A 12,812-nucleotide genomic window follows, 5' to 3' on the forward strand; every position below is an offset into this window, starting at 1 on the left:
CAAAGCATAAAAAAGCCTCTTCCCGGGAACTCCAGGAAGAGGCTAAAACGACTTTTGGGAACTATCGTTCCACTTCGCAAGGTTCACGATTATTCTTCGGTTTCCGTCGGGCCGATTTCCTGCTTTTCAGCATCGTCCTTGACAACGGAATCGTCATCGACTTCAACGCCCTTAACCTTGTCGAAAGTTTCCTTGGCATCGGCGCTATCTTGTTCGATATCTTCGACGCTCGGGAGTGCAGTTGCATCCTTCACGACATCGCCATCGCGCAGCGTGATTGCCTTGACGCCCTGGGCATTGCGGCCCGTGAGGCGGATATCGGCAGCCTTGATGCGGATGACCTGACCGTCCTTACTTGTGATGATCAAATCGTAATCGTCAGCAACGCTTTCAACGAACACGGCGGCACCGATCTTGTCTGTAACGTTCAAGTTGCGGACACCCTTGCTACCACGGCGGGTCACACGGTAAGAACCCGGTTCAGAACGCTTGCCATAACCCTTTTCGGTGATGGTCAAGATCTTGTTGCCGGCCTTGAGCCACAAGAGCGAAATGACTTCGTCGCCTTCGGCGAGCGTAATGCCCTTCACGCCGTGCGTGCCACGACCCATAGCGCGGAAGCAGCTAATCGGGAACGTGACGGCCTGACCGTTCTTGGTTGCAATCATCAAAAGATCCTTCGGAATCGGGCGGTTGGCGAAGTCTTCGGCATCGCCAGATTCAGATTCTTCGGCAATAGCGGCTTCGGCAGCCTGAGCTTCCGCGGCGTTTTCAACGGCTTCTGCGGAATCGTCATCAGAGGCGTTCTTGCTCGCTTCGTATTCTTCAGCAGACATGCCCACGAGCTGGACCTTGACCAATTCATCGTCTTCATCGAGGCTAATGGCATTGACGCCAGCCTTGCGCGGACGGCTAAAGAGCGTGAGGTCCATCTTGTTGATGATCCCCTTCTTGGTTGCAAACACGAGGCAGAAGTATCCACCGAACTTGCGCACCGGCACAATCGCCTGCACCTTTTCGCCTTCCGTGAGAGCGACAAAGTTCACAATCGGGCGGCCCTTACCATTGCGGGCGCCTTCCGGCAAGCGGTAGACCTTCGTCCAGTAGACACGGCCCTTGTTCGTAAACACGAGCAAGTAGCTGTGCGTGCTAGCCGTGAAGATCTGCTCCACGTTATCTTCGTCCTTGAGGCCTGCACCGATGATGCCCTTGCCACCGCGGTTCTGAGCCTTGAACGTATCAATCGGGAGGCGACGGATGTAGCCTTCCTTACTGAGCGTGATGACCTGTTCTTCTTCGGCAATGAGGTCTTCGTCATCGCTATCATCAATAGCTTCGCCAATCGTCGTGCGGCGTTCATCGCCATACTTGTCAACGACAGCGTCGAGCTTCTGGAGCATGATGGCAACGCGGCGTTCGCGCTTTTCCAAGATGTCCTTCAAGTCAGCAACAGTTGCAATGAGTTCGTTGTATTCGGCTTCCAACTTTTCGATATTCAAGCCGACCAACTGGGCAAGGCGCATGTCAACGATGGCCTGAGACTGGATTTCGTCGAGCGAGAAGCGATCCTGCAAGCTCTGCTTTGCTATTTCGGTCGTCTTGCTCTGGCGAATAATCTTCACGACTTCGTCGATGTTCTGCGTTGCAATACGCAAACCTTCAATGATGTGGAGGCGAGCTGCAGCCTTCTTCAAGTCGAACTGCGTTGCACGCGTAATCACATCGAGGCGGTGGTCAATGTAGACCTGCAAAAGATCCTTGAGCGTAAGGAGCTTCGGGAGGTTATTGACGAGTGCCAAGTTGTAAATGCTAAACGTCGTCTGGAGCTGCGTGTACTTGAACAAGTTATTCAAGACAACTTCACCAACAGCATCACGGCGGAGTTCAATCACAATGCGGATGTCACGGCTCGATTCATCGCGGATGTCCGTAATGCCATCGATGCGTTTGTCGCGGACGAGGTCTGCAATCTTCTTGCAGAGTTCGGCCTTGTTCACCATGTATGGAATTTCGGTGACGATGATGCGCGGTTTGCCCTTTGCATCCGTTTCAATTTCGGTACGGGCGCGCACACGCACACGGCCATGACCCGTGAGGTAAGCTTCGCGAATGCCAGAACGGCCACAGACGATAGCACCAGTCGGGAAGTCCGGGCCCTTCACATATTCCATGAGGTCTTCGCCAGTCAAGTCTGGATTTTCAGCCAAAGCATGGATAGCGGCACCGACTTCGCGCAAGTTGTGCGGAGCCATATTCGTCGCCATACCTACTGCAATACCCGATGTTCCGTTCACAATCATGTTCGGGAGCGCAGACGGGAGCACCAGCGGTTCTTCGAGCGATTCATCGTAGTTCGGGCCCATGTCGACCGTCTCTTTTTCGAGATCTTCGAGCATAAGGGCGCCAAGGTTGTTCATCTTCGCTTCGGTATAACGCATGGCAGCCGGGCTGTCACCATCAATAGAACCGAAGTTACCCTGACCAAACACCAGCGGATAGCGCAACGAGAAATCCTGCGCCATACGGGCAAGAGTATCGTAAACAGCAACGTCACCATGCGGGTGGTACTTACCGATAACATCACCCACGATACGGGCGGACTTGACCGTTCCCTTATTCGGAACCACGCCCAACTTGTGCATACTGTACATCACGCGGCGGTGCACGGGCTTAAAGCCATCGCGCGCATCCGGCAATGCACGAGCGACAATAACGCTCATCGAGTAGCGAAGATAGCAGTCCTGCATGTCTTGTTCGACAAGACTCTTGAACTGCGATCCAGGTACCATTTCTTCAGACATTAGTTAACCTCAAATTAGTGGGAAGTAAAATCATCACTTCCCAGCATTTCACTTATCACTTCCAAACTTTCTTCATCGGTCTGGTCTATGCGGTGCGGTGTGATTGTCGCATAGCCCTTATCTAGCAAGTTGTCGTCCGAACCCTCAGGAGCCATCGACCACAGCTTTTCGCCATCCAAAAACCACAAGCCATCCTTGTGATCGTAGTGGTCGGTAAACATACCACGGTCCATCGTGCAAGCCTTAAATCCAAGGAATTCATCTTCCTTGATTTTCGGGAAATTCACATTCCAGAAGACGCCCTTGGAAATTTTCTTGAACAGGTTCTCAGAAACAATCTTGCGTGCAAAATCAATCGCCACCTGCAACAGGTTGCCTTTCAATCCACGGAGAGAAAGCGCCACCGCAGGCACGCCCCAAAGGGCCGCTTCGCGAGCTCCGGCAACCGTCCCCGAATATAGCGACGACACACCGGAATTTTCGCCCACATTAACTCCCGAAAAACATACATCAAAGCCTTCGGGAACAATCGTGTTATCATTAAGGCCGTAATTGGCAAAATGCCCCACGGCAAACTTCACGCAGTCCGCAGGAGTGCCCGAGACCGAATAAACCTCGTACGGCAACTTCGCTTTCCCCGGGACAGATTCAACATGCTGGACGCGCAACCCGCGACGAATCGTAAAGGCGTGACCGACACCACTCTGTTCGTCTTCAGGTGCAAAAACATAGACATCGGAAACCTCACTCAAAGCAAGAGCGAGAGCATGCAGATTAACACTACCAACGCCATCGTCGTTAGTGATCAATACCCTAGTTTTCCGTAATTGTTCCATTTATATGCAATTTAGAAAAAAGGGGGATAAAATTGTTTTAAAAACCTTAAAAACACACGTAAAAAAGCCATTTTTTAGCCGTTTAAAGGGTAATTTTCTATCATTGAAAACATGTACACAGAACCTAAATTTTTAGCCATGAAAGAGCCCTCAAAATTCAAGAGGCTCGCTGAACTTTTACGAGTGATCATCCTGCAATTAGGCGACGACGTTCCCCGCGCCCGCAGAGAATTCGAAACCTACACAGAATGGCTCCACCTGCCCGAATCCGAGAGATTGACAGGCAAAAACCAAGCGCAAATGATTGACTTGTACAAGACGTTCCGCACGCGCGCAGGGCTTGGTTTTGAACGTGACGTGTACCTAGAACAGGAGCCGGGCGACCGAGAAGTCGCAAACGAAAAGCCCATCCAATTCGCCGTGCTCGTGCATAATTTGCGCAGCGCATTCAACGTGGGTTCCATCATCCGCAGCACCGACTGCTTTGGACTCGAAGGCGTACACCTCAGCGGCTACAGCTGCAGCCCCGACCACGTGACCGTCAAAAGCGCCGCCCGCGGCTGCCAGGAATGGATTCCCATCAAGCGCTGGGACAGCCCCTTCGATTGCATCAAGTGGCACAAGGAAAACGGCTACGAAATCATCGCCCTTGAAACCGGCGAAGACATCCCGAGCATCAACAACGTAAAATGGCCCGAGAAAGGGCTCATCGTCCTCGGCAACGAAGAACTCGGCATCGCCCCAGAAATCATGGCCGAAGCGACCATGAAAGTCACCATTCCGATGGCAGGTCGCAAAGCGAGCATGAACGTTGCCGGCGCATTCGCCATCATGGCATTCTGCCTCCGCAGTAACGCAAAGTAACAGACAAGGAAAAAAACTTATGGGTGGTTAAGGTTGGTGAGTCGGCCGAACCACCCCTTTGTTTTATATGTTACGCTTTTTGTTTTATATAATTCAAATTTTTAAAAAGACAAAGTCCAAAAACTTACATTTTTATTTATTTTAAAGATTTTTGTTTTATACCCATTGTCTTTTTCATTCATTTACTTTATCTTTGGGGCATGTTCAAATCCGTAATCGAATACCAGGACTATCACCAGTATATCCTGGACTACTACACCGAACGGAAGCGTTGTTCCGCTTTCACGTGGAGAGAATTTGCAAAGATTGCCGGATTTGCATCGGGTTCTTATCTCAAACTCGTGAGCGACCACAAAACACGCCTTGTCCAAGAAGGCGCCCGAAAAACAGCAATCGCCATGGGATTACTCGGCTATGAATACGACTACTTTATGCTGCTCGTGCAATATGAAAACGCCAAAAACGACCAGCAGAAAAAGAAATGCTTCGAAGCCATGCAAGAAATCACATCGGCGCACAAAATCAAGTTGCTCGGCAGCGAATCGTACGCTTATTACGAATCTTGGCTCCATTCCGTAGTCCGCGAACTCGCTCCCAACATGCCTGGAGCAAAGCCGCTCGAAATTGCAAAAGCCATCCGCATCCCAGTCACTGCCGCCGAAATCAACGACAGCTTAAACTTTCTTTTAAAGAATAAATTTTTGACCGTTGACGAAAACGGCAACTACCATCAAAGTGACAAATTGCTCACGACAGGCCGTCTCAACTTCGTCTCCATTCCAGTGCATTCGCTCATACGGCAGATGGGCGAATTCGCCTTGCAAGCATTCGACGACCTCCCCATCTCCGAAAGGTTCTTCAGCGGCCTCACGATGGGCGTCACCGAAAAGAGCTATAAAAAGGTTATCGAAGAGCTTAAAGAATGCCGCCGGAAAATTTTTACAGCAGTCTCCGCCGAAGACGAAACCGAAAAAGTTTGCAGGTTGAACATCCAACTGTTCCCATTAACAAAGAACATCAAGAAACGCGCCAGCGAAAATCCCAAGCAAGCCGACGAAAACGCCGAAACAACTAAGGGCACCGAGGTTTGATCATGAAGTATTTTTCCTTAAAATTTTTAAGCAGTTTGACTCTTATCGCAAGTATTTGTGCTTGCGTTGATCGCAATGTTGCAGGCGGCATCAGCGAAGAAACCGAAGGCGTTGTCGCCATCACAGACAAGACTATCGCTGGCGTTTCGCAGAAAGGGCCGTTCGCCAAAGGCTCCAATGTCTACCTCAAAGAAACGAAGGATGACGGAAGCCTGACCCCCACGGGCAAGGAATTCTACGCCACCATTCGAAACAACAAAGGCCAATTCAAGATTGAAAATATCAATCTCGAAAGCCAATACGCGCTATTGACCGTCGAAGGCTACTATACCAGAGAATCCACGAATATGTTCTCGAGTTGCGCCATTTCGCTGAACGCAGCCACCGACTTAAGCAAGCGCAATTCCACGAACATCAACCTGCTCACGCATTTTGAATACCAGCGCATTTTGAATCTCGTTGAATCCGGAGCAACATTCGCCAAAGCAAAAGCCCAAGCTGAAAAAGAAATTTTCGCCGCATTCGGCTACGAAAAACCAGATCGAACCGCCGAAGACTTGGACATTACAGGAGAAAGCGAAGAAGACCGAATTCTACATGAAATCAGCGTAATGGTCGATAATGGTTTGGATAACAGTTACACCCCCTCCTGCGAAAAAAGCAAAGCACTTATTGACACCATTGCTAACGATTTTGCCACAGACGGGATCTTTAGCGATAGCTTAACTGCCGCAATTCTAGAATTCTCTTATCAAAAAAATACTAGTAACACCCTCCGCATTTTAAAACAGTACGCAGGACTTGGAGCATGCTCCCCCGTAGAAGCCGGTAATACATATAAAATGCAAAGAACCGTTTTCGTAGGAGGATTCGGCTATGATTATGCAATTTGTACAGGAACAAGCTGGAGTCTTCTTGATAGCGATGAATACAACAATGCTACTGCAGCAATCCAACACAAAACAGGAATCATGACCGATCCGCGAGACGGCAAAACCTATAAAACAACAAGTTTCACAACTAACGGAAAAAATTACGAATGGATGGCCGAAAACCTCCAGTACGCAGAAGGCAAATACACTTGGACCGAAGCGATGGCCATAGATGACAGTCTTGTCAACAAGCCTAACTCATCATCTATTTTAAAAGACGATTCCGTTCATCAGGGAATCTGTCCTGAAAATTGGCATATCCCCGGATTTTGGGAATGGAAGGATCTTCTTAAATATGTCGGCTCGCCAAATAAGCTTTACAGCAAAAATTGGAACAAAATCTATTTCACGGGATTTCAGCTTGAAGACAATATGGACTTTAATGCCGAACCCACATTTTTTGAACCCTATATTGATTGCGACGGTTGCAACAGCCCATACGCCAACTTCATCACATACACACTAGAGCCTATTACATTAGATCGAGCTACAACAATATATCAACATTACATTACCGATTACTACTACACTTATATTCCTACGAAAGTTAATGATTACGCTGAATACGCAGATCAAATTGTTAAAGCAATATCTAAAGGAACATTAAATATCGTTTCTGCTTTATTTGCATCAGATTATGATGCTAGCGACCCATACATTCCATACCCCTATTTTACGATTATTGTATCTACAAAAACAAACTTTGAAGTCAACGTTCGATGCGTTAAAAATTAAGGAGGATATATGTTTATCAAACCATTAAATAGATCCCTTTGGGCATGTTCATCACTCGCCGCAAGCCTGTTGATGTCAGCATGCTCTAGCGAAAATTCTGTTTCAATCGTACCCAGCTCGACAGGATCCAACCTAGAGACTCCACCGCAACCAGGCGATAATACAGAACCTGGCTATGACGAAGTTGTTTTATCAGGAACAATTTCAGGCGTTTCACAAAAAGGGCCTTTCATCAATGGTTCAACAGTCAAGCTCTACGAACTTGACGAAAAGATGCATCAAACAGGAGTCCATTACTCGACAACCATAGACAACAACAAAGGCAAGTATCACATTGATAGCGTCGTCATCACCAAACCTTACGCTTGGATGGTCGCTAACGGTTTTTTCTTAAATGAATTCACAGGAAAAAAATCCTCCAAAGAAATCACGTTGAATGGGCTTGTCAAAGTCGAAAAAGGCAAGGACATCAACATAAACGTTTTGAGCCATTTGGCATTCAATCGTATCAACTACTTGGTACAGCAAGGTTCGAGCATTGAAGATGCACAAAAGCAAGCCGAAGCCGAAGTTCTAAAAGCATTTGATTTCGATGCCGAAGAAACATCATTTAAAAACATGGACATCTTTGCAAATGGCGAAGGCGATGCCAAGCTACTTGCCGTTTCGCTCTTATTACTCAACAGAAAACCAGAAAATGAATATGATGATGAAAATGATGTTGCACAAGCAATTGACTTGATGGCACAAATTTCATACGATCTCGAAACGGATGGTAAATGGGATGACACCAATTTAAAGCAAGAAATAAAGGAAGATTTAGTTTATTTCACTTACAGATATGATAGCAACGGAGACAATATAATCTCCAAAGCACGAAGACAAATGCAATCAATGACAACAAAGTCCATCCCAAATTTCGAAAAGTACATCAAAAAATTTCTTTCACCAGACACCATATGGGGTTCATGCACAAACGAAAACGAAATACAGAGAAATCGCTACAGCGATCGTTACATCTGCCAAAATTCAAAATGGACTTCTTACAACCCTTTGATTGAAGAAGAATGCAATGCAGAAAACGAAGGAAAAGTAAAATCTGTATGGGTCAGTTCATCAGGCAATCCTAGATTCCGTTATATTGGACACACGGAATATTATAGGTGCGAAAAAGGCTCTTGGGAATCAAGAGGTATATGGGTGACTTGCGATACGGCAGGAGTTGCTATTGGTGACACATGCTCTAAGGATCAATGCCTTGCTGGAATAGGGTGTACAATAAGTTCATACGCATATGAAGGAAATGGAAATTGGAAATTATTGGGATCGACTCCAGCACTCTATAATGTTACTCCGGGATGCCAAAAGGAGAAAACCTTTGTCGGTGATACATGTTCCGTTATGCAATCTGAAGGCATGGAATACTATGTGCTCAATAAAGATAGTACTTGGGAAAAATGCAATATTGATCCGAATTTAGGAGCATGCCCGCTTGAAGCAAACCATTACTATTCTCAGTTATTCAATGATTATAATGGTAAATATTACTATTGTCATGGCGGTGAATGGACAGAAGTAAAGCTTGTTCCGCATCAATATACAGATCCTCGCAAGAAAGGCTTGACAGACGAAGAGTATGATATCTTAGATTTGCCTAAGGATGCCTCCGTTGGAGACCGTGCAAGTGGTTTATTGGAAATTTGTTATAATCATCCAGATATAGCAGAATACTTCTATGATAGCCTTTTCTGTATGCCTCGTTATTATTACCGTTATCGCGAGAATGGAACTTGGACTCTTGAAACGGAGGAAGACCGAAGCGCAGATAATCGGTTTAATCTTCCTGAATGCACTATTGACAAAGAGGGCATGGTTCAGAAAAAACTTCCAGAGCCTGCTGATGAAGCTGGCGTGTATGTAGAGCCTGGTGTAGTTGTCAAGTGTGTTATCGAAAAGATGTGTAATGGAGGATATCAGCTAACAAAAGATGAGCCTTGTCCTCAAGGAGACAAGGGTAGAATTTTCCCAGCATATAGGCACGTTGAATACATTTTTGGAAGAACAGAATAATTATTCTTGCCATAAAGCAAAAAACCGCAGCTTCAAGCTGCGGCTTTTATTCTAGAAACTCTAAACTAGTAACTAGCCCGAAGGGCGAAGTAACTATTTCTGCGGAGCAAGCGCCTTCACGGCTTCGGTCAATCGGTCAATCGCCTTGATGAGTTCATCCATCTTGGCATCGCTTACGCCACCGGCAATCGCGGCAGCAGTTGCATTTGCGGCAGTTTCAACAGCCTTAGCCGTTGCTGCAGGAGTCGCGCTCACCGGGACTTTGCCAAACCAAATATCCGGCCAGCGGTCGTTGCCACTATTATACGTAATGCGAGTTGCAGTTTCAACCGGTTCGCCAATCTTCCAAATATAAAGCTCGTAGTCGAACAAATCGTGGTCGTGGCCCTTGTCTGTCGCACCCCACACAAGCCACTTGCCATCCGGAGACAAACGCGGGAAGTATTCATGACTGCGGCGACCCGGCAAATCCATCAGCTTCACATTCTTCGGGATTCCAAAGAAGCCGACCTTTTCCACCTGCTTGCCATCCTTAGCAGTAAACCACAAAATTTCACTCGGAGCAGCCGTACCACCATTACCCGTGGGGTTCACGCGGTAGAGCTTAGTGCCGTCAAAATTCCAGTCAATCTGGCAACCGTCACCGGACTTTGTCCACACATTCTTCGTCAAGTCCCACACGCCCGTTTCGCGCATTGAACCGCGGAGTGTAATCGCGAGGTGCTTGCCATCCGGACTCATGTTCGGTTCCTGCAAAATCACGCCCGCCTTCTTGAAGACCTTTTCACCATCAAGCACGAGTGTTTCTTTTTTGCTCGCGAGGTCCATCGTAAAGACCTTGCCTGCACGGCTAAACACAATGGACTTGCCATCCGGGCGCCAAGTACCCCACGTGGCATTTTCAACAATCTTCGTCTCGTTCGTGCCATCAATGCCGACAGTCCACAAGTCCCACTTTTCCGGATAGTTGGCATCGTTTTCAGGAACCCAGCCGCCCTTGCTGCGGTTGAAGAGCACCTTGGATCCATCCGGGGCGATACGCGGGAACCAGTCCACATTATTGCTCTTGGTAAGCGCACGGGCATTCGTCCCGTCTGCGTTCATAATCCAAATGTCATGATGCGGATTTGCACGGCTCGTCGCCCAGACAATAGCACCTTCGATTTTGCCCTTCAAGGCATCGAGAGCCTTCTGTTCTTCAGGAGTCGGGTCAACAGACGCGCCCATCGGAGCGCCCTGTGCAGCAAAAGCTGATGCGGCCAAAAAGCCAATTGCGGAAATCAATGCAAACTTTTTCATATTCATATCAAAAAAGATAGTAACACATAGAAAAAAAGTTAAAAAAAACATGTCTAACAGCGCTACAACGCACCATAAACCGCCCCATCCAGTTGTAAACGTCCTGTAAACGTACTAGAGAACACAAAGGGAACATTTAAAACTTACGAAAATCTGTTTTTGGACACAAAAACGAAATGTCAATATAGATTTACAAACCGAGGAAAGATTATGAAGTTACCCATTTTTAGATGCTTACTGTTAGCAGGCATTCTTGCCGCCGCGTGGAACTGCTCCGAAAGTGCAGCGACTCAAGATTCCGCATCAAATAAAACTTCTAACCTTCAAATTCCGCAAAATCTAGTCGTTAGTGAACCCAGCTACTTCTACCAGCTCGGGACTACTTACTACATCATCGCCCCCAAGACGATGACCGTCAGCGATGGTTCAGGCAACGTCATCGGGACGTTCAACACCTCTACTGGCGCCATCATGTCACTCTCCGGTGAAATCATCGCCATTAACTTGGACTTGAGCAAGCTCCCCATGGTTTCCCCGACGGTTCCTTCCAAGGACCTCATTGCCGTTGACCTGGACACCTAGCAATTTTTATATTGCAGTCCATGAGTGACGCTCTCGAAAAACGCATCAAGAAACACATCATCGGAAAGCCACACCGCTTTTTAGCCGTGTCTCCGCTTGGTTTTGAACAAACTCTTTCGAGAGAATTAGAAATCATTTTAGGCGAAAGCGCAACGGAACAGCCACACGCCACTGGGGACGGCAAAGTCGAATTTACCACAAAACTCACTGAAGCGTGGAAAGTCGTCGCCGTAAGCCGCACCGCCAACCGCGTGCTCATGGAAATCGCAAATTTCAAGGCCGAGAACTTCCGCGATCTCGAAAAGAAAGCCTCCGAAATCCCGTGGGAACTGTATTTTGACAAGAAAACGGGCAACGCCCTACAGACGAGAGACGAGAGTATTATTCCTAGTAACTCAAAACTAGTAACTAGTAACTTACCACACATTCACGTTACTTGCAAGCATTCGCGACTGTACCATAGTGACGCCATCGCCGAAAGGTTATACAAAATAATAGAAGGGGTAAGCCTCCCCCTCGCTTCTGCCGACACGGCATCCGCTACCCCCTCTGCGGGGACACCCCGCAACGCCCCGGCGCAAAACGAGAATCGCAGCATTCAACAAAATCTCTACGTCAATTTCTTAGATGACCGTTGCACCATTTGGCTAGACCTCGCCGGTGAAGAACTCTACAAACGCGGTTTTGAACGATTCGTGAACGACGCCCCGCTCAAAGAAACCATCGCCTCCGCGATGATCTTCGAAGCTTTCTATACAGCGTCCCTAACCACTAACCACCAACCACAAACCACTCTTATTGATCCCATGTCCGGCAGCGGCACATTCAGTCTTGAAGCCGCCTGCATTGCAAACAAAATCATTCCTGGCACCTGTCGCGATTTTGCACTCAAGCACCAGCCCGCTTTCAAAGAAGCCACGTGGAATTTTTTGATTAGACAAGAGACGAGAGACGACAAATGCGTAGGACGAGTGTCGCGACCATGCTTGCATGAGCATGACCGAGTCCAGCATTTGGGATTAGAGCGAAGCGATAATCCAAAGACGAACAGTGAAACAGCGGCAATCGCGAAAATCATCACAAGCGACATTTCCGAACGCGCGGTAAGCATCATCAAGCACAACATAGAATGTTGCCCGCTCGCAAGTATTTCTCCAGCCCCAATCGCACCGCAACAAAAAGATTTCTTCAGCTACACCGCAAAAGAAATTGTAGACGCCTGCGGTGACACCTCGCCCATTCTCGTGCTAAACCCACCCTACGGCAAGCGCCTTGACTTTGACGCACCCAAGCTTTACACGCAAATAGGCAAAAAGCTAACGGAACTCGCCCGCGACTTACACAATTTTGGCAAAACGCTCACAGTCGCCATCCTCGCCCCGAAAGACGACACCCGCAATGGAGCCAAGTACACCTGCACCGCAAACCTTTTGCGCGAATGTGCCGCCTTGTCGCCAGAGCAATCCCCAACCGCGAAAGTCATCCAAACAAGCCACGGCGGCTTTAGCCTCAACGCCATCTTTGCAACAATCTAGGCGCATTGCTTTTATCATCACAACAATTAATTTTCTAACTTATAACTGAAATTTATGGTGGCATATA

General features: G+C 47.7%; 9 protein-coding genes. 6 read left to right on the plus strand and 3 right to left on the minus strand.

From position 1 onward, the window contains the following. Window positions 1-89: 89 nt before the first annotated feature. Both gyrA and surE read right to left on the minus strand, forming a co-directional pair. Complete coding sequence (gyrA, locus tag FSU_RS03690; RefSeq protein ID WP_012820205.1) at window positions 90-2,801, minus strand: DNA gyrase subunit A; 2,712 nt, start codon at window positions 2,799-2,801, stop codon at window positions 90-92. A 14-nt stretch (window positions 2,802-2,815) separates the two neighbouring features. Next, window positions 2,816-3,610: a 5'/3'-nucleotidase SurE gene (gene surE, locus FSU_RS03695; protein ID WP_233138339.1), complete on the minus strand. Its 795-nt coding sequence runs from the start codon at window positions 3,608-3,610 to the stop codon at window positions 2,816-2,818. Between the two features lie 138 nt (window positions 3,611-3,748). Between surE and FSU_RS03700 the strand changes: the two genes are divergently transcribed. The 4 genes from FSU_RS03700 to FSU_RS03715 all read left to right on the plus strand — a co-directional run bounded on the left by FSU_RS03700 (window position 3,749) and on the right by FSU_RS03715 (window position 9,329). Next, the gene (locus tag FSU_RS03700) at window positions 3,749-4,501 is read left to right on the plus strand and encodes a TrmH family RNA methyltransferase (RefSeq protein WP_012820207.1); all 753 of its coding nucleotides are present in this window, start codon (window positions 3,749-3,751) and stop codon (window positions 4,499-4,501) included. Window positions 4,502-4,701: 200 nt separating this feature from the next. Next, on the plus strand, window positions 4,702-5,592 hold the full coding sequence (locus FSU_RS03705) for a TIGR02147 family protein (protein ID WP_012820208.1): 891 nt from the start codon (window positions 4,702-4,704) through the stop codon (window positions 5,590-5,592). 35 nt (window positions 5,593-5,627) lie between these two features. Next, on the plus strand, window positions 5,628-7,259 hold the full coding sequence (locus tag FSU_RS03710) for an FISUMP domain-containing protein (RefSeq protein ID WP_157747925.1): 1,632 nt from the start codon (window positions 5,628-5,630) through the stop codon (window positions 7,257-7,259). Window positions 7,260-7,268: 9 nt separating this feature from the next. Beyond that, window positions 7,269-9,329 (plus strand): hypothetical protein, encoded by a 2,061-nt coding sequence (locus tag FSU_RS03715; RefSeq protein WP_012820210.1) that lies wholly within the window; start codon window positions 7,269-7,271, stop codon window positions 9,327-9,329. 93 nt (window positions 9,330-9,422) lie between these two features. Here FSU_RS03715 and FSU_RS03720 read toward each other — a convergent pair whose 3' ends face one another. After that, window positions 9,423-10,628, minus strand: a complete 1,206-nt coding sequence (locus FSU_RS03720; protein WP_167530842.1) for a TolB-like translocation protein — start codon at window positions 10,626-10,628, stop codon at window positions 9,423-9,425. A gap of 210 nt (window positions 10,629-10,838) precedes the next feature. Here FSU_RS03720 and FSU_RS03725 point away from each other — a divergent pair, with 210 nt between their 5' ends. Together FSU_RS03725 and FSU_RS03730 are read left to right on the plus strand one after the other, a co-directional pair. Beyond that, complete coding sequence (locus FSU_RS03725; protein WP_012820212.1) at window positions 10,839-11,210, plus strand: hypothetical protein; 372 nt, start codon at window positions 10,839-10,841, stop codon at window positions 11,208-11,210. Window positions 11,211-11,230: 20 nt separating this feature from the next. Then, entirely contained in the window at window positions 11,231-12,745 is a 1,515-nt protein-coding gene (locus tag FSU_RS03730) for a THUMP domain-containing class I SAM-dependent RNA methyltransferase (protein WP_012820213.1), read from the plus strand. Window positions 12,746-12,812 lie beyond the last annotated feature (67 nt).

The organism is Fibrobacter succinogenes subsp. succinogenes S85, assembly GCF_000146505.1.
Taxonomy (GTDB): Bacteria; Fibrobacterota; Fibrobacteria; order Fibrobacterales; family Fibrobacteraceae; genus Fibrobacter; species Fibrobacter succinogenes.

Bases quoted from the DNA above. Each gene is read 5' to 3' on its own strand.
- FSU_RS03720 (WP_167530842.1), bottom strand. From the start codon at position 10,628: ATGAAAAAGTTTGCATTGATTTCCGCAATTGGCTTTTTGGCCGCATCA.
- gyrA (WP_012820205.1), bottom strand. From the start codon at position 2,801: ATGTCTGAAGAAATGGTACCTGGATCGCAGTTCAAGAGTCTTGTCGAA.
- FSU_RS03705 (WP_012820208.1), top strand. From the start codon at position 4,702: ATGTTCAAATCCGTAATCGAATACCAGGACTATCACCAGTATATCCTG.
- FSU_RS03715 (WP_012820210.1), top strand. From the start codon at position 7,269: ATGTTTATCAAACCATTAAATAGATCCCTTTGGGCATGTTCATCACTC.
- FSU_RS03725 (WP_012820212.1), top strand. From the start codon at position 10,839: ATGAAGTTACCCATTTTTAGATGCTTACTGTTAGCAGGCATTCTTGCC.
- FSU_RS03700 (WP_012820207.1), top strand. From the start codon at position 3,749: ATGTACACAGAACCTAAATTTTTAGCCATGAAAGAGCCCTCAAAATTC.
- FSU_RS03730 (WP_012820213.1), top strand. From the start codon at position 11,231: ATGAGTGACGCTCTCGAAAAACGCATCAAGAAACACATCATCGGAAAG.